Annotated in this window: 24 protein-coding genes and 2 pseudogenes; 7 read left to right on the forward strand and 19 right to left on the reverse strand. The window is 39.6% G+C overall.

The annotated features are described in order from the left end of the window. Nucleotides 1–18: 18 nt before the first annotated feature. The 4 genes from ACYVRS_RS13125 to ACYVRS_RS13140 form a co-directional block, all read right to left on the reverse strand. A complete protein-coding gene (locus ACYVRS_RS13125; protein ID WP_461197544.1) occupies nt 19–1,449 on the reverse strand; it encodes a 6-phospho-beta-glucosidase in 1,431 nt (476 codons plus the stop codon). A 12-nt stretch (nt 1,450–1,461) separates the two neighbouring features. Further along, nucleotides 1,462–2,439: a Gfo/Idh/MocA family protein gene (locus tag ACYVRS_RS13130; RefSeq protein WP_461203514.1), complete on the reverse strand. Its 978-nt coding sequence runs from the start codon at nt 2,437–2,439 to the stop codon at nt 1,462–1,464. Further along, nucleotides 2,436–2,894: a heme-binding protein gene (locus ACYVRS_RS13135; protein WP_313540215.1), complete on the reverse strand. Its 459-nt coding sequence runs from the start codon at nt 2,892–2,894 to the stop codon at nt 2,436–2,438. The genes ACYVRS_RS13130 and ACYVRS_RS13135 overlap by 4 nt, the downstream gene beginning before the upstream one ends. 133 nt (nt 2,895–3,027) lie before the next feature. Continuing rightward, nucleotides 3,028–4,050, reverse strand: a complete 1,023-nt coding sequence (locus ACYVRS_RS13140; RefSeq protein ID WP_461197545.1) for a Gfo/Idh/MocA family oxidoreductase — start codon at nt 4,048–4,050, stop codon at nt 3,028–3,030. A gap of 205 nt (nt 4,051–4,255) precedes the next feature. On the opposite strand from ACYVRS_RS13140, the gene ACYVRS_RS13145 reads away from it, so the two are divergent. Both ACYVRS_RS13145 and ACYVRS_RS13150 read left to right on the forward strand, forming a co-directional pair. Beyond that, nucleotides 4,256–5,131, forward strand: a complete 876-nt coding sequence (locus tag ACYVRS_RS13145) for a MurR/RpiR family transcriptional regulator (RefSeq protein WP_054115005.1) — start codon at nt 4,256–4,258, stop codon at nt 5,129–5,131. A 12-nt stretch (nt 5,132–5,143) separates the two neighbouring features. Continuing rightward, a complete protein-coding gene (locus ACYVRS_RS13150) occupies nt 5,144–6,091 on the forward strand; it encodes a Gfo/Idh/MocA family protein (protein ID WP_313540207.1) in 948 nt (315 codons plus the stop codon). A 49-nt stretch (nt 6,092–6,140) separates the two neighbouring features. Here the strand turns inward: ACYVRS_RS13150 and ACYVRS_RS13155 are convergent, their stop codons facing one another. From ACYVRS_RS13155 to ACYVRS_RS13175, 5 genes and pseudogenes are all read right to left on the reverse strand, one after another. Continuing rightward, nucleotides 6,141–6,917: a class C sortase gene (locus ACYVRS_RS13155; protein ID WP_461197923.1), complete on the reverse strand. Its 777-nt coding sequence runs from the start codon at nt 6,915–6,917 to the stop codon at nt 6,141–6,143. 23 nt (nt 6,918–6,940) lie between these two features. Next, nucleotides 6,941–7,066 carry a hypothetical protein gene (locus ACYVRS_RS13160; protein ID WP_461203515.1) on the reverse strand — a complete coding sequence of 42 codons (126 nt, stop codon included), beginning with the start codon at nt 7,064–7,066 and terminating at the stop codon, nt 6,941–6,943. 26 nt (nt 7,067–7,092) lie between these two features. Further along, the gene (locus ACYVRS_RS13165) at nt 7,093–7,167 is read right to left on the reverse strand and encodes a hypothetical protein (RefSeq protein ID WP_461197924.1); all 75 of its coding nucleotides are present in this window, start codon (nt 7,165–7,167) and stop codon (nt 7,093–7,095) included. Beyond that, complete coding sequence (locus ACYVRS_RS13170; protein ID WP_461197546.1) at nt 7,146–7,505, reverse strand: zeta toxin family protein; 360 nt, start codon at nt 7,503–7,505, stop codon at nt 7,146–7,148. The genes ACYVRS_RS13165 and ACYVRS_RS13170 overlap by 22 nt, the downstream gene beginning before the upstream one ends. Further along, a pseudogene (locus ACYVRS_RS13175) lies at nt 7,460–7,579 on the reverse strand (cell division protein FtsK); the annotation flags it as partial. The pseudogene ACYVRS_RS13175 and the gene ACYVRS_RS13170, both read right to left, overlap by 46 nt. Before the next feature lie 542 nt (nt 7,580–8,121). On the opposite strand from ACYVRS_RS13175, the gene ACYVRS_RS13180 reads away from it, so the two are divergent. The 5 genes and pseudogenes from ACYVRS_RS13180 to ACYVRS_RS13200 all read left to right on the forward strand — a co-directional run bounded on the left by ACYVRS_RS13180 (nt 8,122) and on the right by ACYVRS_RS13200 (nt 11,172). Continuing rightward, a complete protein-coding gene (locus ACYVRS_RS13180) occupies nt 8,122–8,478 on the forward strand; it encodes a hypothetical protein (protein ID WP_461203516.1) in 357 nt (118 codons plus the stop codon). Nucleotides 8,479–8,661: 183 nt separating this feature from the next. Next, entirely contained in the window at nt 8,662–8,946 is a 285-nt protein-coding gene (locus ACYVRS_RS13185; RefSeq protein ID WP_461203517.1) for a hypothetical protein, read from the forward strand. A 107-nt stretch (nt 8,947–9,053) separates the two neighbouring features. Continuing rightward, the gene (locus ACYVRS_RS13190; RefSeq protein ID WP_461203518.1) at nt 9,054–9,254 is read left to right on the forward strand and encodes a hypothetical protein; all 201 of its coding nucleotides are present in this window, start codon (nt 9,054–9,056) and stop codon (nt 9,252–9,254) included. Between the two features lie 1,032 nt (nt 9,255–10,286). After that, nucleotides 10,287–10,445: pseudogene (locus tag ACYVRS_RS13195) on the forward strand (LysM peptidoglycan-binding domain-containing protein); the annotation flags it as partial. Between the two features lie 109 nt (nt 10,446–10,554). After that, nucleotides 10,555–11,172 (forward strand): hypothetical protein, encoded by a 618-nt coding sequence (locus ACYVRS_RS13200; RefSeq protein ID WP_461203519.1) that lies wholly within the window; start codon nt 10,555–10,557, stop codon nt 11,170–11,172. A gap of 171 nt (nt 11,173–11,343) precedes the next feature. Here the strand turns inward: ACYVRS_RS13200 and ACYVRS_RS13205 are convergent, their stop codons facing one another. The 10 genes from ACYVRS_RS13205 to ACYVRS_RS13250 form a co-directional block, all read right to left on the reverse strand. After that, nucleotides 11,344–12,309 carry an N-acetylmuramoyl-L-alanine amidase gene (locus ACYVRS_RS13205; RefSeq protein WP_461203520.1) on the reverse strand — a complete coding sequence of 322 codons (966 nt, stop codon included), beginning with the start codon at nt 12,307–12,309 and terminating at the stop codon, nt 11,344–11,346. Nucleotides 12,310–12,311: 2 nt separating this feature from the next. After that, nucleotides 12,312–12,563, reverse strand: coding sequence for a DUF5960 family protein (locus ACYVRS_RS13210; RefSeq protein ID WP_461203521.1), 252 nt, complete (start codon nt 12,561–12,563; stop codon nt 12,312–12,314). Nucleotides 12,564–12,607: 44 nt separating this feature from the next. Next, entirely contained in the window at nt 12,608–12,853 is a 246-nt protein-coding gene (locus ACYVRS_RS13215; protein ID WP_461203522.1) for a phage holin, read from the reverse strand. 1 nt (nt 12,854) lies between these two features. Then, nucleotides 12,855–13,148, reverse strand: coding sequence for a hypothetical protein (locus ACYVRS_RS13220; RefSeq protein ID WP_461203523.1), 294 nt, complete (start codon nt 13,146–13,148; stop codon nt 12,855–12,857). A gap of 70 nt (nt 13,149–13,218) precedes the next feature. Next, the gene (locus ACYVRS_RS13225) at nt 13,219–13,434 is read right to left on the reverse strand and encodes a hypothetical protein (protein ID WP_461203524.1); all 216 of its coding nucleotides are present in this window, start codon (nt 13,432–13,434) and stop codon (nt 13,219–13,221) included. Between the two features lie 16 nt (nt 13,435–13,450). Continuing rightward, complete coding sequence (locus ACYVRS_RS13230) at nt 13,451–15,658, reverse strand: BppU family phage baseplate upper protein (RefSeq protein ID WP_461203525.1); 2,208 nt, start codon at nt 15,656–15,658, stop codon at nt 13,451–13,453. 12 nt (nt 15,659–15,670) lie between these two features. Beyond that, nucleotides 15,671–18,463, reverse strand: a complete 2,793-nt coding sequence (locus ACYVRS_RS13235) for a phage tail spike protein (RefSeq protein WP_461203526.1) — start codon at nt 18,461–18,463, stop codon at nt 15,671–15,673. After that, nucleotides 18,445–19,179 (reverse strand): phage tail protein, encoded by a 735-nt coding sequence (locus tag ACYVRS_RS13240; RefSeq protein WP_461203527.1) that lies wholly within the window; start codon nt 19,177–19,179, stop codon nt 18,445–18,447. Before ACYVRS_RS13240 ends, ACYVRS_RS13235 begins: the two co-directional genes overlap by 19 nt. Beyond that, the gene (locus ACYVRS_RS13245; protein WP_461203548.1) at nt 19,169–21,307 is read right to left on the reverse strand and encodes a phage tail protein; all 2,139 of its coding nucleotides are present in this window, start codon (nt 21,305–21,307) and stop codon (nt 19,169–19,171) included. Before ACYVRS_RS13245 ends, ACYVRS_RS13240 begins: the two co-directional genes overlap by 11 nt. Nucleotides 21,308–21,317: 10 nt before the next feature. Further along, a complete protein-coding gene (locus ACYVRS_RS13250; protein ID WP_461203528.1) occupies nt 21,318–21,539 on the reverse strand; it encodes a hypothetical protein in 222 nt (73 codons plus the stop codon). Nucleotides 21,540–21,544 lie beyond the last annotated feature (5 nt).

The following is a 21,544-nucleotide window of genomic DNA, read 5'->3' on the forward strand; positions in this document are numbered from 1 at the left end:
CCTCTACCTTCTACGAATTTAGTCTAATGATTCGCCATTTGTGGCGATGACCCGCTGGTACCAGTCGAAAGAATCTTTTTTGCTGCGGGCCATTGTACCGTGTCCGGCATTATCACGATCTACATAAATCATACCGTAGCGTTTTTTCATCTCGCCTGTTGTGAATGATACAAGGTCAATGATGCCCCAAGGTGTATACCCTATTAAATCAACGCCATCATAGTCCACAGCTTTTTGCCATGCTTCGATGTGGGCCCGCAGATAGTTGATTCGTTCTTGATCATGGATCGTCCCATCTGTTTCCGGTTGATCAATGGCCCCAAAGCCATTTTCTACGATAAATAACGGCAGTTGATAGCGTTCGTATAAATGGTTCAATGTATAGCGCAAACCAGTAGGATCGATCGACCATCCCCAATCACTAGATTGAATATAAGGATTCTCAACTGAATTCGCCAAGCCGCCATTGACCTTGTCAGAAGCTTGATTGCTGACACCATGTTTCACCACTGTAGACATATAATAACTAAAACCAACATAGTCCACTGTCCCCTGACGCAAAACAGCGGCATCTGTTGGATCCATTTGAATGTCATAGCCTTCACGGGCAAATTCCTTTAGCGCATAGCTAGGGTATGTGCCGCGGACATGTACATCAGAGAAGAAAAAGCGTTGATGCATCGCTTCTTGTGCAGCCATGATATCTGCTGGATCACATGAAAATGGATAAATCGGTACATGAGAGATCATACAGCCAATCTGAAAGTCAGGGTTGATCTTTTTACCGATGATGACAGCTTTCGCACTGGCAACCAATTCATGATGGGCAACTTGAAACATCACTTCCCGCGGATTTTCTCCTTCAGCGACTTTGACACCAGAATTGGTCCATAGAAACAAAGGATTGTCAGTATCCATTTGATTGTTGATTTCATTGAAGGTCATCCAATAGGTGACTTTGTCTTTGAAACGCGTAAAGACCGTTTCTGCAAAACGAGCAAAAAATTCAATGACTTTGCGATTGCGAAACCCGCCATAGGCTTGTGCCAAATGCAGGGGCATTTCAAAGTGGGACAACGTAATGACTGGTTCGATACCATGCGCGAATAATTCATCAAAAACCTTGTCATAAAAAGCCAATCCAGCTTCATTTGGCTCTTCTTCACCATTTGGAAAAATACGGCTCCAAGCAATAGAAGTCCGCAAACATTTCAAGTCCATCTCAGCAAATAACGCGATATCTTCTTTATAATGATGGTAAAAATCAATGGCTTCATGGTTGGGATAAAACGTATCTGGTTCGATCGTTTCCGTGTTTTTCCGCGGCACACCATGGGCACCTGCAGTCATCACATCGATCACACTGGGTCCTTTGCCATCGGCGTTCCAACCACCTTCAAACTGATGGGCGGCCAACGCGCCGCCCCAGAGGAAATTTTCTTGTACCATTTTTTGTCGCTCCTATCCTAAAGTAATCTGCGCATCTGCGAGTGCTGCCTCAACGACATCCATCACCCGCTGACTATGTGCCATGCGATCTTCCGCAAAGGCTTGATCATTTTCTGCAATCACCTGTTGGAATTTTTTGAATTCCTCATACATCCGATGTTGATTGACTTTATGATCCAATGTAACTGAAGGTGTTTTCAACGCCTCATACGCATAACTGTCCAACACATTGGTTGGGCCGTTCACGATAATTGACCCTTTTGTCCCTTGAATCGTCGAGCGAATCGTCGCCGTCGAGTCTTTGGCACCGATACAGACGACTTTCGTTTCTTTATAGTCTAATACTAGCACACCTGCTGTATCGATCCCACGTTCAATATTTGCAAAGTAACGAACTTCTTTGGGTGCACCTAACAGGCCAATCACAAAGTGGATGTTATAAATATTGATATCCATCAATGCCCCACCACCCATTTTCGGATTAAAGGCTGGCAGTACTGTTCCTTCTTTGAACAAATCGTAGCGAGAAGAATATTGCGAGTAGTTGCACTCAATCAGTTTCAACGCACCTAAAGAAGTCAGCTGTTCTTGAATGGCTTTATAGTTGGCTAGATATTGATTGGTGATCGCTTCGATCAAAATCACCTGTTTTTCTTTGGCGATCGCAGCAAGTTCCAGCAACTCGCTTTTTTTCAAGGTAAACGGTTTTTCGCAAATCACGTGTTTACCTTGCAGCAAAGCGGCTTTTGCGAAAGTATAATGCAAATGATTCGGTAGTGCGACATAGACTGTATCGATTTCGTCATCAGCCAAACATTCCGTTAAATCAGTGTAGATTTTCTTGATGCCATGTGCTTCCTGCAAAGAGGCCATCCCAGGCAAATCTAATTCTGTGCCTAAGATAGCGGTTAGTTCGATTTCTGGCAGTTCATGCACAAAAGTCATAAAATCATGAACGATCATACCTGCACCAAATATAGCTAATTTCATATTGCTTCCCCCAGTTGTTCTGTTAATAGTTTCGTTAATACATGGACAATGATCAAATGATCTTCCATGTGATCCAAACCGGACACACAGATCGTACCCGTCACTTCCCCATTTTCGACAATCGGAAAGCCGCCGCCGCAAACGGCATAACGGCTATCCTGTTCCCATTGCGCAAAAAGCGGGTTTTGCGCTTTTTGATAAAAGGTATAAAGCGAACTGTGACCACTGTCTAATACAGTTGCTTCTTTTCTTTCCAACCAAGGACTTTCTTTACGCCCATTCATCAAAAATCTAAGAATGGGTAATCCACGATGTGAGATTTTTATGCCTACTGGTTTTGGATAAGTTTTTGTGACATAATCATTGATTTCAGAAGCGATCCGCAACGCCAAATCGTTATCAAAATACGTGAAATGCAAGCGGCGTTCTTGTTCCAGTAGTTCATTAAAATCCATCAAATCATCCTTTTTCTACAATGCCTTCTTCGGCAAATTGTGTATTGATTTTTTCTTGTTCCTCTAGACGCTCATTCTCCAATTCTGCATCATAAGCCAATTTGTCCGCGGTTTTTACTAATGCATAGTTCCCTTATCCTTTTTGAATTTGCTGAATACCTGTTTCCAACATCTCGATTTGCAAAATCGTTTCTTCATCTTTGACGATCTTGTCTTTGCCATTGATGATCGATTCGTATAACCCTTCATACACTCGACTGTAATCCCCAACTTCAGAAATGACTTTTTCTTCATGATAATCGCCATTTTGATCGATATACGTCAATATGCCATAATGCTGCGGCAAATCGATACCGAAATCAGTATTGTCAGGCATATGGAATGCTTTAAGGTGCTCTTCCTGGCGGTCTTTGGTTTCTTTGACAAAGACACCATTTTCACCATACACGACAAAGCTAGGACGTTCTTTCAAGCGGAAATAACTAGACTTGACAGACACTTTTAAGCGGCCATAAAACAAATCCAAATCAAAATAATCGTTCATGCGGTTCTTTCCTAATAATTGCCGTACTTCATAATGGACATCATCTGGCCGGCCAAAATACGAAATGACTTGATCGAGTGTGTGGCAGGCATGTCCATATAAATAACTCGTATTCAAAGAAAACGCTTGGACTGAACGAGGTACTTCTGGGCGGAAATAATCGTAGTGCATTTCCACTTCGATCAAGTCCCCAAGCACGCCACTTTCAATGACTTTTTGAACCGTAAGAAAATCAGAATCAAAGCGGCGATTTTGATAACACTGCACCAATAACCCTTTTTCTTTGGCTAGCGCAAACAATTCTTTGGCTTGCGCCGATGTTTCCGCAAAGGGCTTCTCGATCAATGCATTCTTACCGTGCAGCAACACCTCTTTCCCAAGGGGATAGTGTAAATGACTGGGAGTAGAGATCACGACTAGCTGGATCTCCGGATCGCCATAAATGTCATTGATATCCGTCGTATAATTGACCCCTTCGATCCTAGCCCAATTCTTTTCTTCTACAGGAGAATAAATCGTTTTGACGTTGATCTTGTCTTTCAGTTTCGTAGAAAAAGGTAAATGATAGCGATTGGCACTTTTCCCATTGCCAATGTAAGCAATTGTTAACATGTAAGTCCCTCCAAATCTTTTGATGCCCTCATTATTGGTTATATTCGTCAAAATGAAAAGGGTTTCTCGATGATCGGGTTGATTTGAACAGGCTATTTAAAAAAACACGAAAAAGTCTGAACATTTTGACCAGAATTTCATTGCAAAAACAAATTCTGCTTCTGATTTGCACTGAAGTAAGCTATCATAGAAGTGAGGTGGTTAGATGTTACTGATCGATAAATTACGATTGCAAGATGGATTGACCGATACGGAAAAAAGGATCGCTGATTATATTCTGCAAAATTTGACGGATATTCCTTCGCTAAATGTCGAAAAAATAGCCAAACATACCTATACGTCACACTCATCTGTCATTCGATTAGCGAAAAAAATGGGCTACGATGGCTTCAAAAACTTTCGCTTAGGAATTGCGGAAATGGCGCACAACCAAATGTTTCATCCGCGCTTTGTCGACGCCAATTTTCCCTTCGCTTCAACGGATCCAACCACAGATATCCTAAAGAAAATGGCAGACTTGACGATTAATACCATTCATAAGACCCACGCACAAATTGATAGTGTTGAAATGGAACAGACGGCACAACTGATTGAGCAAGCCCAAAGAGTCTTTCTTTTTGCATTGGGGGATTCCCAGATTCGCGCCCGCAGTTTTCAAAATAAACTGGTCAAGATCAATAAATATTTGATCGTCGCCGATGAGTATGGCGACGATGCATGGAATGCCGCAAATCTGTGTCCCAATGATTGCGCGATTTTTATCACGTATCGCGGCAAGAATGCCCAGTATCAAAAGATCTTGAAACTGATGGCTGAAGTGGGTGTCCCTTCAATCGTGATCACAGGCAATCCGAAAGCGAAAATCAACAAATTGGCCACTCATGCCATCGTAGCTTCTCATGATGAATTGGATTTCTTGAAAGTCGGCACATTTTCTTCGCAAGTGGCCTTTGAATATATTCTAGATGCCTTATTTGCCATCATGTATGCCAAAGAATATCAAAAAAATATCGTTGAATTACGCAGAAAACAAGAAATATTAGAGTTGGGTATTCTCTCTGAATATCCGCGGGAAGAATAAAGGAGAATGATGATGATCAATTGGGGAATTATTGGGGCGGGCAATATTGCTGCACGCTTTGCTGAAAGTTTAACACATGTTGAAAATGCACAGTTATATGGGGTCGCTTGTAGAACCATGGAGAAAGCCAATGCTTTTAGGGAAAAGTTCCCCTGTGCAAAGGCCTTTGATGATTATCAAGACTTGATGGATGATCCAACGATTGATGTCGTTTATATTGCACTACCGCATCTTTATCACTATGAATGGATCATCAAGGCGCTGACAGCCAAAAAAGCTGTTTTATGTGAAAAACCAGCTACCATGACGGCGCAAGAAATGCACGCAGTGAAGGAAAAAGCGTTGGCAGAACAGGTCTTCTTTATGGAAGCCATGAAACCACGCTTCACACCAGCCTATCGCAAATTGACAGCCTTGATCGCAGAAGGCCTGATTGGTGAAATCAAACGCGTCTCTACGACATTTCGTCGTGACTTGCCGCAAGAACATGCCTCCTATCATTATCTGCCTGAACAAGGCGGTGCCTTGTTAGACATGGGTATCTATAATCTGGCATTTATTCAAGACTTCGCACCATCAAATCAATTATCTGCTGAAGTTTTGGATCGCACGATTTTAGAGAACGGTGTCGACACCTATGTCTACGCCCGATTCTACAACGATCAGTTTGAGGCCTTCATTGAAACCGGCTTTGATACGACCAAAGACACCACCGCCGAAATCGTTGGCACAACAGGATACATCACGATTCCGAATTTCCATCGCCCGGAAATGTTTGTGTTGACTAAAGATGGTCAGGAAACTGTTTATGATATTGGCTATGATGTGGATGATTTTCATTCTGAAATCGAAGCCGTCACAAAAGCTTTATTAAAAGGCCAGATCGAACACCCATTGATGCCATTCAACGATAGTCTTGCCAGTATCGCTCTTTCAGATCAGTTAAAAGCATTATTATAAAATAAAAAGGTCAAGTTGGGCAGTTTAAGTGCCGCGCTTGACCTTTTTTCTATTTGACATTGGGGAATGTCTTACCAACGTACCTGTGGTTTTGTTTGGTGCTTCCTTGCGGGGTTCTTTGTTTTCGGTTGAGCCAAAAAACAACTACACCCGCTATAGCGAGGATCCCGACGATCGTTCCGATGATTTTCAACCAAGTTTTCCATCGAACTGTGTCTTTTAACTGTGCATGTTCTTCTAAATAGGTTGTGCGCTTCCCTCTGACCAGATAGCGATGAGAGTTGACCATATAAGGTGTACAAGTCATCAACGTCACATAATCTTCATCTGGGACAATCAACAAATCTTGGATATCTGTCGGTTCGATGATTTTGATCTGCTCGACTTCATAAGCTAAAGTATCACCGTTGATCTCAATGAAAAAGAGATCACCTTCTTTGACCTGTGGGAGCTTCAAAAACAATTCCGCCTCAGGCATTCCTCGATGAGCCATGATCACGGCATGGGTGCTTTCGCCGCCAACAGGTAAAGAGGATCCGATAAGTAAAGAAGCCCCTTTACTGAGAAATGCTTCAGTTCCCTGATCATAGATCGGCATTTCTCCATTGATTGCTGGAATCGTCAAGACCCCTAATGTATGTTTGACAAAGTAGTCTTGAGATTCAGCAGCACTCGATTCCGCTGCAGTAGCTAAAAGTGCTTCTGCAGCGACCAATTCTTTTGCCAATAAATCAGCTTCCGCTTGTTTCCGTACATTTTCTGCGGCCATCTCTGCTTTCAGTTCAGCGAGTTCTGCTTCATGCTGAGCGGCACTTTTTTTTGAAATTGACGAATGATTTGTTGATCAAATTATTGAGAGAAGGCATTCTGGTAAAAGGGATACGTGAAAATGGCGAAACCAATCAAGAAAATGACACTTGCGACCACTTGTTTCTTCTTTTGTTTGGACATCTTACTAGTCGTCTTTTTTTTCACCGTGCCTTCCCTCCTTTACTGTTTAGTTAGGCTTTTTTCAACCAGTAGATTGTTCCACCCATCGTCAATGAACCTAAAACTAGGAAAATGATGATCCCGATGCCACCTGTTGCTGGTAAGAAGCCTTGTGTATCAAAAGTGCTGATCTTCGTTGAAATTCATCTGAATTATTCCCGACATAGCCTGGAAATAGTTCACGAAATTTATCAGCATCGATTACACAAAGATTATCATTCAATGCCATCAAAGTTTGTGCAGCCTCAGTCTTTCCAGCACCAGGACTTCCGGTCATAAAAATGGCAGTCTTTTCTTCCTCTACTTCTTTCCCCTCAGTAATAGAAAAAATTAATACTTTTTTATTCTCTTTAGCATACTGTAAAGAATAATCCTCTGTCATTTTTCTTTTGATTGTGCGACTTGTTTGATGGATTTCAAGCATTCATACCCTTTTGGTACAAGTGGCGTATAAAACTCACTATACACACTTCCTCCTGTATCCGCATAACCTCGTCCTTAAAGCTTTAAGTAAGTCACCACTTATATTTTCAGATACGAAAAAAGCACCTCTTCTTGAGATGCTTTCATCATACACTGATGGTTAAAAAACCTTCAAGGAAAAATATTCCATTTTTGACAATGTTTTTATTCTGTGACAACCGTATGCTAGTTTAAACTTTTTTAAATGACTAAATCACACTTTATCAGCCACACGAAAATATTGATTTAATAAGAACTAATCTTAAAAATGTTACTTCTTCGGTTCATCCTCATCCATTTTCAGAACGGCCATGAAGGCCTCTTATATCATCGCGTTATTTAACAGTATTTATTTTTCCTTCTCGTTCCCTGTTCGTCATTGATTTAATTGGATTCATCAATTTCCTATATTCTACTCAATACCTATACTTCACTAAGAATATGTATTGTTACTTATCGGATGGGCGGAATATTGGCGAAGAAAATGAAAGCAGCTTTCGAAAATCTATTTTTTTATATTCTTGTTCGCTTTACAAAGAGAACAAACGTTCGTATAATTTTCGTAAGGAGTGATAATTATGGGAATGATTAAACCTTATGAGGATCGTAAAAAATTAAAATGGATGGGCTTTTTCTTATCGGAACATGTAGCGGATATAGATCGTGTAAATAAAGAGTTAGCATATAACTGTCCACCAAAAAAAGAAATGGATGAAGAAGAAATCGGAGTTTTTCTGCAAGAGGCCCTTTTGAAAAGGGAAAAACTTGCTGTGCAACTTAACTACACCCAGATGGACAAATTTATGCCAGATGTGATTGGGTTTCTTTCTGGCCACAATGAGTTGGGTATCTATATTGATACAACGCTGATCGAATACGAGGAAATCAGAAATATAGAATTTTACTATGAGAAGAAATGGTTTGATGTTCTGTGAATACTATTGCCCAATACGAACTAGGTTACCTTACCTATTCAGAATTTTTATCAGAGTTTCCTCTTTCTATCTCAGAATCACAAGAGTGTCTATTTGGCAGTAAATGTATCCAATTTTATGTTGGTGTAGTTTTAGGTATGAATGATAGTCGGTATTATGTTCAGTCTTATGGAGGCGATCAATATGAAATCATTGAAAGGTACTGTATCGAAGATACGTGTGTTGAAGATGGCGAAAATCCCTTTAGTGCGTTTCTCGCTTGATGGAGTGAATTGTTTAATTGCAGCACACAGCTTAAACTTTTTGGCTGATGTAGACGAAGGAATGAGTATCGTGGTTGCTGGTGAATATAATAGTAGAAAACAATTTGTTGTCCGCAAATATACAGTGATAGGAAAAACAAAGATTATGATTGAATTTGAAGCAATGAAGAATAACTCAGTTATAGGTCATAACATTTTAAAATGATTGTTAAAATGTTTTCGAGCATGATTATTATGACTACCACAAAAAGTTCTATCTTATGATAGGGCTTTTTTGATACAATAGAATAAAAATATGAAAAGAGGGTAAAAATGAAAGTTGGCTTGAGAAAACCAAGTATAAAAAAGAGTTTAAAAGCTAGAACTACGGGGAAAGCCAAAAGAAAGGTGAAAAAAGCACTAGTGCCCGGCTATGGCAAAAAAGGTATGGGGTTTGCTAAATCACCAATCAAAGCAACTAAAGCAAAGATTTATAGAAAAACAACGTTTAGTATATGGGATATTTTCAAATAAGTTAGGGGGATAAAAATGAAAAAAGTTAGTGTGGGAATTTGTGTTTTATTTACATTTTTGTTGCTGACTGCTTGTGGCCAAAAAATCACCACAGAAGACTTGAAGACACATGATTGGCTTGCTGAATCTTCGAAGGAAGATGATCCGAATATGATCATATCTTTTTCTGATCATGTAATGTCTGTAACTGTTGATACTGATAGCATGGCATCTACTGCTAAAGATGAGTGGGAACAATTGGGTGAGGATTTAGCCAAACAAATCATAGATCAGATGAGTTATAAGCTTGAGTATGTTTTAGATAAAGATTCTATCAAAATTCAAGATACAGATGATGAAGATGCGAATGTTTATTACACTGTCTCCAAAGAGGATGAGAATATAATCTTTACTCCCGATGAAAAAAAGAATGACGATGATTCAGATGCAGAAAAATTGGTTTTGAAGCCCTATACGAAAAAAGAAGCAGTTGAGACAAGCTCATCATCTACAGAAGAAACAACCGTATCATCTGAATCAGCAGCTACAGATCTAGACGATATTATTGAGACATTTACACAACAATCACTAGTCGTATACAATCCACGAGATATGACCAAAGAAGACTTTGGCATTGCACCTATGTCAGCTACAAGCGCCAAAATATTTTCTTTGGTTGAAACGGATAATGAAAATGACCAGCGTAATGCTCGGCTGCTAACTTTTGACAATTTGGATGACTTAAAAGCCACTAAACAGTATTACGACGATCTGGGAAAAGATTCTGCAATGCTATTCTCTTACACAGCAGTTGATGAAGATAATCTAGTTCTAATGCAATTTAATGGACAACTTTCCAAAGATCTAGTTGCACAATATACAGATGCAGCTTCCTTGGAATTAACCGAGTCACCTTTCGCTTCTAATTCTACAGAATCTGAAGTTTATTCTTCCGAAAGTGTGGCTGCTTATTCAGAAGAAAGTACCCAAGTTGTAGAAGTTCCGGTTAGTAGTGAGGAACAAACACAACCAAGCTATAGTTATACTGCTCCTGCTCAACCTGTTGAGGAATACACCACAGTGCAATCTGGTGAAGGACTTGATCAAATAGCTGCACGTGTTGGGATATCCGTTGAGAAACTATATGAACTTAATGGTATCGATCCTAACAACTTTATGCTGTACCCCGGTGATACATTAAGAGTTAAATAAAAAAGCCCCCTACTCAAACGAGTAAGGGGTTTCTTCGTTCTCTTTCTGTTCGCATTGCTGATGTAATATAATATTGCCAAAATAATATTTAGAAATGAGGATATTTATTATGGAAGAAAATCAAGAAAATTTGTCTCCTAAAGATTACATCAATTTAGTAGTAGAAGCTAGCATAGGTGCTATCCCATACGTTGGCGGTCCCTTGCAAACGCTCTATTTTGGGGCTCAAAACGAAAAAAGATTCAAGAGAATTGAAAATTTCTATATCGAACTTAATAATAAGGTTTCTCAATTAAACTCTTTCATTCTTGGTGAAGAAAATAGCGATCAGTTAATAGGCATTATTGAGACTATTCACGATGAAATAGAAAAATCTAAATCAACAAATAAAATTGAATTTTTTGTTAACTCTTATAAAAATTTACTGCTGAATTCGACAAAACCTTCTTTAGATATGGATGAGCTCTTTGTAAATATTCTTGCAGAATTAACTTCGCTTGAACTTAGTGTATTAATCCTTTTATTTCGAAATAAAAACACTGTTGGAATACCGGTAATGGACGGTGTTGACCAAATATTAGTAACGGGATCTTTAAGTAGATTGAGTGATTTAGGCTTAGTTAATAAACATTTGCAGTCCATAATGATTGGTGGTGGTGGAGCACAAAATTATAAATATTCCATCTCTGAAGTCGGTATCAATTTCTCTTATTATATTTTGACATAATTAATAATACTATTAGGAGAGGTATCCAAACATACCAATAATCAAGGAGCAATTTTAATTCCGGAAGATCTAGAATTCGTTCAAAAAAAGTTTTCACCATAACATCTCCTTATGTATAAGCCCGCCGAAACGGGCTATTTGTTTACCATGGAAGCTTATTGTTGTTCAATGTTACTTGACATCTTGTTCCAAGAACCATGAATTGATTCCGTCCAACAAGTATGCTTTTTTAGATTTAGATTGATTAACAGATTTAATCCGTTTGATTTTATACTTCTTGCCTTTAACCCACGATGGAATGTTTTGGCCGGTCTGGTATTGAGTGGAATGACTTTGCACTGTTACTGTATCCCCTACTTTTTTAGCAGTTGTAGTTGAGCTGGTAGTCAGTTGAATATCGTTCTTGTGGGCCCAGCCAAGGCTATCGATCAAATACGGTTTTTTGCCACTCACAACTCGCTTAATTGTGCCAGTTTTACCACGACTAGCAGTCGACCGACCAGCGCCTGTACTATCCTTGTATAGCGCATCAATGATTTTCACCTTGTCTCCCACTTTAAAACTTGTTGAAGCAGCTGGCTTGCTTGTGGATGTATTGTTGTTGCTAGATGAATTTGCAGAATATCCGAACACTTTCAATGCAGCATTGACTGCAGCATCCATTTTCTTGGCCATAATGTCCATATCTTTTTGACTATCGACAAAGCCCCACTCAATTAATACCGCAGCGCCTGTTGATGCCCGAATGACATACAATGATGTTGTAGCTTTTGCTCCACGATTGACCCATCCAGTAACCGCACATACTGCATCACAGATAGCTTGCGCCAATTTGCGTGCTTCTTCATTGCCAGCGTAATACCAAACTTCAAACCCATTTGCAGTACCGTTAAAGGCGTTCAAATGGTGACTGACGTGGAAAGACTTGCCAACAGCATTCATCTTTCGAACAATATTGTACAAGTTATCGTTAGCAGTTCGTCCAACATTGTCTGTTGCATCTACAGCCTTAGTAGCTGCACGAAACTTATCATGGATTTTTTGTGCCACTTCATGCTCTTTTAATCCACAACCACTTGCTCCCGGCACAATAGCATTATGTCCTCTATGAGAGGTTGAATTATTATATTTGACCATGTTTACTCCCCCTTTCCGATGTAAAAATAATCATCAATTTCTTCAGAAGAATCATCCGTTTTTTCACGCTTCTTAACTTCAAATTTGAAAGTCTTGTCTTGGCCGTCTTTTGTAAAATTGCCAGTAAGGTGATATTCTGATTCGCCTAATTGATTCATTGTGTGTGCAGCATCTTGTACTGGATCTACAGCCTCGATAATTTCTGGTTTCGCTACTGCTTCAAAGTCTTCGATAAATTTTGCTTTGTTTCTCATGTTTATCCCTCCAATTTTTGTATTAAAAAAGAGCAGCCGATTGGCTACTCCTTCTTGTCTGTATATTCTTGGCCATCACCGTAATTGGGTTTCTGATCATCTTGATATTGAGAACTAGCTATATTCAAGAACACACCGGCTAAAGTCGCTGCAGCCGTGATCGTCCCAACAATGATTTCTGTTGAAAATCCATATAAACCACCTAGAGTTACGATAAACGCCGTGATACCTGGCACCCCAACGGTTAAAACTTTTTTTGCTAAATCATACTGTTTGTTTGTTAGTTTCATATTACTTCCCTCTTTCTTTCCATAAAGACTTTAATTGTTCGCCATGTTCAATCAAGCGATCGTTGTGCTTATCCAAACGCTCATCATGTCGCTTTAATTCATCATGAATTGCAACACGATCTGATTTACTTGCTTCTAAATCTCTGGTTAGTAAATCAAGATTATGCGCAAGCTTTGTCAAATTGTCTGCGATTTTTGTGAAATTAGACATCACAGGTCTGATCACGAAAGCCAGCATACCTATGATTGTCATTATCCATCCCGCCCATGTTGCAAGTTCCCCTACATTTAACATACGTCGCCTTCTTTCTAAAATATGCCATAAAAAAGCAGACAACCGATGATGATTGTCCGCCGCTACTTCTTTATTCGCTTTTTTTTAAGTCATCGTACTTTTTAGCTTTTTCCACAATCTCCAAGTATTCAGATTCTTTTTGCATTTGTTTCTCTTGATTTAGTCTTGTTTGTTCATCATACTGATTTTGGATATTCACTATCAAAGGAGCCGTTTCTTTATAAGGTCGTTCAGCCAGCAAATCTAAGATATAGTTCATTTCGTTGTCGTTTAATGTGTATTTCATTTGTTTTCCTCCTACATTATGCTATTTTCAGCGTCCCACCGTCATTCCAAACTTCGCCTGTTTTAGATGGTCTAGTCTTTGGTAAATCTGGCAATAATAATCTAACCAATTGCGTGATTTTAGTATCTCTGTAGCCGTAAATCGTGTTACCGATATTGATGTAATCATCAGTATTAGCACCTAATGACGTATTAGAGCCAATTAAGATATTTCGAGAACCTGTTTTTAATCCGCCACCAGCAAAGTAACCTAGCAGCGTATTCTCTTCGCCCGTTGTCAGTTCATTACCTGCATAAAATCCATACGCACTGTTTTTTGAGCTTGTAGCATTCATCAAAGATGCTGTACCTGTCGCGACGTTTCGAACCCCTGCAACATTATTTCTCAATGCTTGATTACCAACCGCAACGTTTTCTGTCCCTGTAGTAGCCATTCTTTGAGCTTGCATACCAATTGCTACGTTATTGCTTGAAAGACTTTTGAGTAATGATTCCCTCCCAATTGCAACATTATCACTACCGCCAGTCCCTTCTCCCAAAGCATTATCCCCTAGTGCTACATTGTTGTTTCCATGCTCGCTGCCATATAGAGCTCTCCTACCCAACGCGACATTGCTACTACCATCAACGTTTCTATACATAGATTGTGTTCCAAAAGATGTATTGTTACTTCCGGTAGTGTTTGCATTTTGTGCTAAATAACCGATTGCAATATTATAATCTCCTCGGTTATATGCCAAAGCGTATTTCCCAGCTGCAAAGACATGTGTCCCGCCTTGCGAATGAGCCATTACGCTTTCGCCTAATGCGATCACATTTTCAGGTGATGTGTTAGAGCCAAGCGCTACTGTACCCAACGCAATATTGTTGTTGCCGTCTTTGATGTACCACCCGGAATCGGCACCTAATGTAACGTTCCCGCTTCCAGTTTCGTTTCTTTGTTGGGAAAATGGCCCGATTGCAATATTTCTGTCACCACTAATTAAGTTCTCTAAAGCAATAAATCCTAACGCTACATTTCGACTTGCATTCGTGGCTTTATTGAGTGCTCGATATCCTACTGATGTATTCCAAAACCCAGACATTAGGTTTGCTTGTGATTCGTGTCCGTACGCTGTATTTTGATACCCACTGACATTCTTCTTCCCAGCACCTAATCCCCAGAAAATATTACTCCCGTCATTGTCATTTCTAAACTCATTTATCAATTCATTTTCTGATGATTTAATTGATAATGTTGCTTTTGCGAATTGATTGATTTTTTTAACATTTATATTTTTTATAGAACCTGTCCATCCTGATCGAGGTGTGATTGTTAATGGATCATTACCGTTTAAAGTATTAATTCCATGGACAAAATCATTAGAATCAGATTGTCCAATATAGGTTTTGTATTTAATTGATCCGCCTAAAGTCACGTAGTAATCACTTTCGGGATCGCTCGTACCTAAATCAGTAGCAGTAAAAGAAACGACATAAGATTCTCCTGCAACTAAGTTGGGAACTGCAATGGATAGTGGTGATTCATTTCCGCTTACATGGACAAATCCATTTTGAAAATTACCATTCCATCCACTCGTTGATAATACATTATTACTATTTATCAGATTTTCAGAAAGATTAACATTTCTGTCAGAAGCGTTATTTATTACGCCGTTGGTACTATTTATCTTCTCATTGAGTTTAACTAAAAACTCACCGTTCGGATCTATAGATTCTATAATTTCTTTGTTTTGATTAACGAAATCTTCCCAAGATGTTTTCCCATTTTCTTGATAGTTTAAGAATTTTTGGTAAAGTTCATTAAAAGTAAACCAATAATTAGAATCTTTGAAATGTTGTGTATATATAGATTTTTCTACAGTATAGAAGAACGATTTTGTGGAAAATTGCTCTACCCATCTTCCGCTTGAAGATTCTTTTCTGAAGCTAAAATAGGCTTCGTTTCTACCAACCATCTGCATAGCATTTGCAGATAAAGTGTATTTCAAAGTCCCGCTAGCTGCATCAAAAACTTTTACGGGTTCTTCAGATACTCCTTGACCTGTGATTTCTCGTGCCATTAAACAAAAGAATGGTGTTAGGCCATTAAAAGACTTGATTACACCGTTTTCTGTTGTTGTCACCTCTAAAATTTGTGATTCGTCATCTGCTTGACGAACTTTAATTAAGCCAACGTTATTAGACTCGGTTACTGATAGTGTAACTGGATATTTTACTACCAAATTTCATCACTCCTAAAAATCAATATGTTCGCGCGGATTGATAAAATCATCCGAACTTGGCCAAGGCCCATTTGTAAAAAATTGGAAATGCAAATGCGGGCCAGTGCTAGGGCCTGTAGTCCCCATGTTGCCGATTTTTTGACCCTGATTTACTGTCTCATCCTGGCTAACGCTTAATTGACTTAAATGTGCGTAGCCAGTATACAATCCATCACTGTGTTTAATAACCACATAATTCCCATACCAATCTGGATAGCTTCCAGAAATGACAACTTCACCAGCAGCTGAAGCATAAATAGGAGTTGTAGCATTTCCGTTAACCAGATCAATACCATTATGCAAAGTATATTCACCTGAAATGGGGTGTGTTCTATAACCAAATTCACTTGTGACAGTTACTGGCTTACTGATTGGTACTACATAGCCGGTACTTTCGTTTACTTGCACATACTGACGAATCATTGCTGCGTAGTGAAAGTTACCACCGTTTAGGTACAAGTAAGTACGTCCGTCAGCTTGCGAGACTGCATTGACATATGAGTAAGTGGCACCAGTTGTATTGCCTAAAGAAGGCGCAACTACATCACGAGAATATACTTCAGCAAGGTCAGTAGTGTTTTTACCGCCTCTGTTTGCTAACCACGGTATATAAGCACTACCGAAGTTGTAACCTTGCATTACGCCCCAGATATCCACGTTTTGATCTTGCCCATTTTTGATTTGTTCAGCCAAATGTTTACATCCTTGTTTTACAGAAGCCTCACCACTCAACGTATTTGGCGCCAGTCCTGCAGACTCAGAAGATTGCATAATATCGTCTGAACCATTGGTGCCAGGGTTTTCAACCATGATTAAGGCATAAGCTAAACCGATATAATCTGAAATACCATAGAATTTAGTATACTTTTCAAGCCACGCAACAATATTCGCATTTCCTGTGATATTGCTGCCGATATTGATTGGATCGTATGTTGATCCACTAGGACCAACACCACCACCCGAACCACCAGGATACACTTGCTGCCCATTTATTTTTAAATCTCCACGAACATCCAAGTTGCCTGACAACGTTATGTCTCCGATAATACGAATGTTATCATCAATCAAATACAATCCTTTGCCATTGCCCAAAATGATACCTGTGCCAGTTTTTGCGGATAGTGCAATATAATCATTATCTGCATCACCGCGAATCATCAAAGCTTTCCCGTCCATCGAAACAGGACCATCTTGATCCACTAAGTCCGGAAATGGTTCGCCGGCGGTTCCGATAGTACCAAGCGATTTTTCACCACTCCAGAATTGCAGACCTTTTTTGGTAAGTTCCATAATTTTTAGATCATCATTCCAAAGTTGCAAAGTTCCGGAAACCATACGTAGCAAGTCACCTAAGCCATTAAAGGAGATTTCCATAATATCTGTTTGTATTTTCCCAGCACGAATAAAGTCTGCGTTCAAGGTACCGTCAATTCCCCATGCATTAACAAAAGGACCAAGCCAACCTGTTCTAGAAAAGCCTAAACCTTGATTGTTGATCGCAATTACATCCTTAGCGGTATCCCGTGAATCTGTATCCATATAGTAAGTTGTATGGGGTTTGTTTTTTGGATATTGCAAAACACTGCCACCTTCAACACCATTAATCAAATTGGTTACGTAGTCCACAAATTCAGACATATACCCCTTCTTAGTCAAAGTTTTGATGGTCTCTTGCAATTCATAGCTTTGCTTGGTGTAAAATGCCATTTGAGCATCACCGGCATAGATTTTCTTGTTCTTTTCGGTCAAAGAATCATACACAACACTGTTAATTTTGGTTTCGATATGGATATCATAAAGCTTGTGATAAACAGAAAAAGTGTCAAACAATCCATAATTCCGGATTTTGGCAAACTCTTTTGCCTCTTCGGAATCAGTTAGTTTTTCTACCTCTAACTCAATACTGATTTTTGGCTTATCGGATCCGGAATTTATTGATTTAAAATAATTGGCAGCAACTCGATTAAGACTTGCTAAATCTTTTACTCCCTGCTCTTCGGTGAATTGAATATGCTTGGAATAGACATCAGGATAATTAGTTGCCAAATCAGATAAAACCGCGTTTCCGTAAATACGCTTTGTCGTTCCATCATCGCTATTTTGCAAATCAGCATATGGCAACACTTTGGTAACAATACTGGACCAATCAAATTTAACCTTTAGCCCAATTAAATCTTTACCATAGCGAACAGTACCGACATTATCGCGGCCTCTTCTTCTCAGCAGAGATAGCTTGAACGGTTCCCGTTTGATTTCTCCGCCCCAATATTGCAACATACTTCCTTGTTCACCGGCAATGCAACTTAGCACGTTACGAGCTTCAAAAACAGTGCTAGAAGTAGTTTGGATATCAGAAAATAGTTTCACATCACTTGGCTCGTCCATCCCATTTTCAATGGCGGCCATTGCTTCAGTACCATTTTTTGAGTCAATAGCCACATGCTGCACTTCCCGATTTCCAAGTTTATATGTTCGCGACTGTCCATAAATCAAAATAGTATTACCGATTGTATCCTTGTAAGTATTCTTGATTTCAAAGATATGATATTCCTCTTGATCGTTCGGCTTGGCTTTAATTTGGTAGCCATTCTCAAAATAATTCGAAAATCGGCTGATTAAAGGATGTTCAATCTCGACCTCATATTTGCCATTCGCTTGTTCTGTCACATCACATCGAGTGGTATCTATCATGATCCCTAGGCCGTTATGACTAAAGTCTTTTTCAGTTGGTTCATAAATTCTAGGTTTCAAACTTTTGTCCACCACCTTGGCATTAGTCTAAATTCTGTGACATTTCCTTGCCACCTTATAGTTGTAAGACCTTCAGGTAAAATCGGGAAATCAATAAACTTGGTCTTGTTATCTTGACTTTCAAGTATTCCATCAACAATGCGATATGATTCCTCTAATGAAGAATCGATGATTATTTCATTGCCAATATTGGTTAACTCAAATTTTTTCTCATTGATCCAAAAAGAGATATCCCCCGAACCTAAAACTTGTATTTTAGGTTTCGCAGGATACTTTTCAATATTGTGTATCTTTTTCTCGTTGCTCAACCATCTAAGGCCTGTTCTTGATTGCTTAAATGGCCGTAGGCTGATTGTGAACTCAAATGGTACCCATTCAGCATCCTTGTGTGTTCCGCTGAACACCGGCGGGCTTACCACAACCGCTTGATAAATATAATGTGCATCAAAGCTGTACGTAAAATCAGAGTAATTAGACATATCCAACCAAGATCTTATCCGGTCTTCTAAATGTGGTACATGATCCAAACTTTCCGCTTTTGCAGTACATTGGATTTTCCATTCAACATTTTTGTAATAGGCGAAATCTACTACAACCGAATCATTGCCGGGTCTTGGTTTCAATTCTATGACACGCCCCGCTGAAAGGCGCTGTGGTCTTGAACGCAAGTAAGCATTGAACTCCTCACTGTCCAAACCATTAATTTTAAATTGACCTGGTTTAAGTCCCACTAAAAACGCCTCCCATCGGTGCATCTTCTCTATCCTTTAATTCCTTGATAAATGTGACAAGTTTCTTAGCCATGTCCATCAGCTGTAAATCTGTTAACTCGCCCAAGGCTTGTAAAGTGATATTAAAAATATCCCCTGATTTTTTGTTTCCGTTTCCGTTTGCTAAGTCATCTGTGATTGCTTCTGGATTTATCGCATTTGGATTAATTTGGTTTAAATCTACATTTGCACCTAAGTTACTAGTATCAAAAGTAAGTTTATTTGCTGCAGCGGTTAATGCATCCTGCATTGTGTAGGCATCTTCTTCGATACCTTCCGCAATACCTTGCGGAATGAATTTACCTACTGCATCACGCCCCCATCCAGACGGTGAATGAATATCAAAGAAACCAAGTACATTATCTTTGAATCCACCAAATACGCCTTTTGCAGCTTCCCATAGACCACCAGCAGCATTGCTGATCCCTTGGCCGATACCTTTGATGATATTCATGCCAACGTCGCCCCAATCGACAGAGGTGAACTCATCGATGAATCCTGTGATAAGTTTCCAACCTACCTCTCCTAATTCGGAAATATAGCTTAAGAAACCATCAATAAGAGCTACCATGATTTGCGGCACTGCTGCTAAGATAGCAATAATGATTTGCGGCAAGTTCTCAACCAACGCGATAAATAAGGTAACACCCGCTTTAATTAATTCTGGGGTTGCATCGCTGAGTGCTGAAATCACAGAAGTGATGATTTGAGGTATAGCTTTAACGATTGCTTGGATAATTGTTGGCAATGCCTCTACCAAAGCAACCAACAGTTGTATACCCGCTTCAATGATCATCGGAATGGATCCAATGAAGAAACTTACCAAACTATTGATAATAGTCGGTAACGCTTGAATCAGCATAGGTAGCGCTGTAATCAGTCCTTGTGCTAAACCTACAATCAATTGCAATGCCGCATCCAACAGCATAGGTAAGTTATTGATCAATCCTTGCACAATTGTAATTAACACTTGAACTGCTGCCGGTATTAATGTTGGCAAAGCTTGTGCGATACCTGCAACCAAAGCCGTAATAATCTGCATGGCCACATCTATAAACAGTGGTAGGTTATCAACAATCGTCTGTACAAGACTCAATAGCGTATCAACCACCACCGGAATCAGTCCTGGCAGAAGAGTTAGTAACGTTTGCAAGACTTGATTAAAAAGATCGGTAACCGCCGATAGTAAAGTTGGCAATAAGTCAGCAATCGCAGTTAACAAGCCATTTAACAGTGGTGGTAAGGCAGATACAATGGTACCTAAAACAGGAGTTATGTTTTTAACCACGTGTCCAAACTGTTCAACCAGATTATCAACCAGTTTACCTACGTCAGCATCTGCATTCCCCATTCCAGCTAGGAGATTTTGCCATGCTGAACTCATTCCTGCGATAGATCCACTTATAGTTTCTGTAGCTTCCAATGCAGTAGTACCTGTGATCCCCATTTCCGTCTGCATGACATGGATAGCTTCTGTTACATCAGCAAAACTGGAAATGTCGTACTTTATACCCGAAATTTTTTCAGCATCAGCTAGGAGACGTTTCATTTCCTCTTGAGTACCGCCGTATCCCAGCTTAAGGTTATCTAGCATTGTATAGTTTTGTTTAGCAAACCCTTGGTAAGCATTTTGGATACTACCGATGTCTGAACCCATTTTATTGGCGTTATCAGACATATCGGTTACAGCTTGATTCGCCACGTCTGCCGCTTTTGAGGTGTCTCCACCTAGCGATTGAAGCAAACTAGCACTAAAGCCTGTGACGGTCTCCATGTACTCATTTGCTGATAGACCAGCTGTTAGAAATGCATCATCAGCGAATTGTTGCACCTTTTTAGATGCATCACCAAACAGCGTATCTACCCCACCTACAAGCTGTTCGTAATCAGCGTAAGCGGATATGACTTTTTGACTTAGGCCGACTGCAGCCGCTCCTGCTACACCAGCTGCAACCGCCATACCAGTACCGATTACTTTCAGACCGCCGCCAATTTTACTGAACATGGAGGTTGATTTTTCGGCTTTGCCTGTTGTTTCGTCAATGGCATCATTTGCTTTTTGGTTATCAGCATCAATGGTCCCAAACATTTCAAAGACATTAAACGCCAAAGCCATCACCTCCCATGTCTTCTAACATTGCTAATGCATTTTTAGCGGCTTTTTGAGCCTCTGTTTCTACCTGCTCTTTTGGTCTAGCACTTTCAATGATTTTTTGTTTAAAATCACCAAATGAATCAGTACGAAACGGATTAGATAGATAGATTTGCCACAGTTGATCATCAAATTCACCATCGAATAGCACGGATAGAAATTCGGGCAAGTCTT

This window comes from Enterococcus salsurae (assembly GCF_054784955.1).

Coding starts and splice junctions, on each gene's coding strand:
- ACYVRS_RS13125 (WP_461197544.1), bottom strand. CDS start 1,449: ATGGTACAAGAAAATTTCCTCTGGGGCGGCGCGTTGGCCGCCCATCAG.
- ACYVRS_RS13130 (WP_461203514.1), bottom strand. CDS start 2,439: ATGAAATTAGCTATATTTGGTGCAGGTATGATCGTTCATGATTTTATG.
- ACYVRS_RS13135 (WP_313540215.1), bottom strand. CDS start 2,894: ATGGATTTTAATGAACTACTGGAACAAGAACGCCGCTTGCATTTCACG.
- ACYVRS_RS13140 (WP_461197545.1), bottom strand. CDS start 4,050: ATGTTAACAATTGCTTACATTGGCAATGGGAAAAGTGCCAATCGCTAT.
- ACYVRS_RS13145 (WP_054115005.1), top strand. CDS start 4,256: ATGTTACTGATCGATAAATTACGATTGCAAGATGGATTGACCGATACG.
- ACYVRS_RS13150 (WP_313540207.1), top strand. CDS start 5,144: ATGATCAATTGGGGAATTATTGGGGCGGGCAATATTGCTGCACGCTTT.
- ACYVRS_RS13170 (WP_461197546.1), bottom strand. CDS start 7,505: ATGCTTGAAATCCATCAAACAAGTCGCACAATCAAAAGAAAAATGACA.
- ACYVRS_RS13180 (WP_461203516.1), top strand. CDS start 8,122: ATGGGAATGATTAAACCTTATGAGGATCGTAAAAAATTAAAATGGATG.
- ACYVRS_RS13185 (WP_461203517.1), top strand. CDS start 8,662: ATGAAATCATTGAAAGGTACTGTATCGAAGATACGTGTGTTGAAGATG.
- ACYVRS_RS13190 (WP_461203518.1), top strand. CDS start 9,054: ATGAAAGTTGGCTTGAGAAAACCAAGTATAAAAAAGAGTTTAAAAGCT.
- ACYVRS_RS13200 (WP_461203519.1), top strand. CDS start 10,555: ATGGAAGAAAATCAAGAAAATTTGTCTCCTAAAGATTACATCAATTTA.
- ACYVRS_RS13205 (WP_461203520.1), bottom strand. CDS start 12,309: ATGGTCAAATATAATAATTCAACCTCTCATAGAGGACATAATGCTATT.
- ACYVRS_RS13210 (WP_461203521.1), bottom strand. CDS start 12,563: ATGAGAAACAAAGCAAAATTTATCGAAGACTTTGAAGCAGTAGCGAAA.
- ACYVRS_RS13215 (WP_461203522.1), bottom strand. CDS start 12,853: ATGAAACTAACAAACAAACAGTATGATTTAGCAAAAAAAGTTTTAACC.
- ACYVRS_RS13220 (WP_461203523.1), bottom strand. CDS start 13,148: ATGTTAAATGTAGGGGAACTTGCAACATGGGCGGGATGGATAATGACA.
- ACYVRS_RS13225 (WP_461203524.1), bottom strand. CDS start 13,434: ATGAAATACACATTAAACGACAACGAAATGAACTATATCTTAGATTTG.
- ACYVRS_RS13245 (WP_461203548.1), bottom strand. CDS start 21,307: ATGTTTGGGACCATTGATGCTGATAACCAAAAAGCAAATGATGCCATT.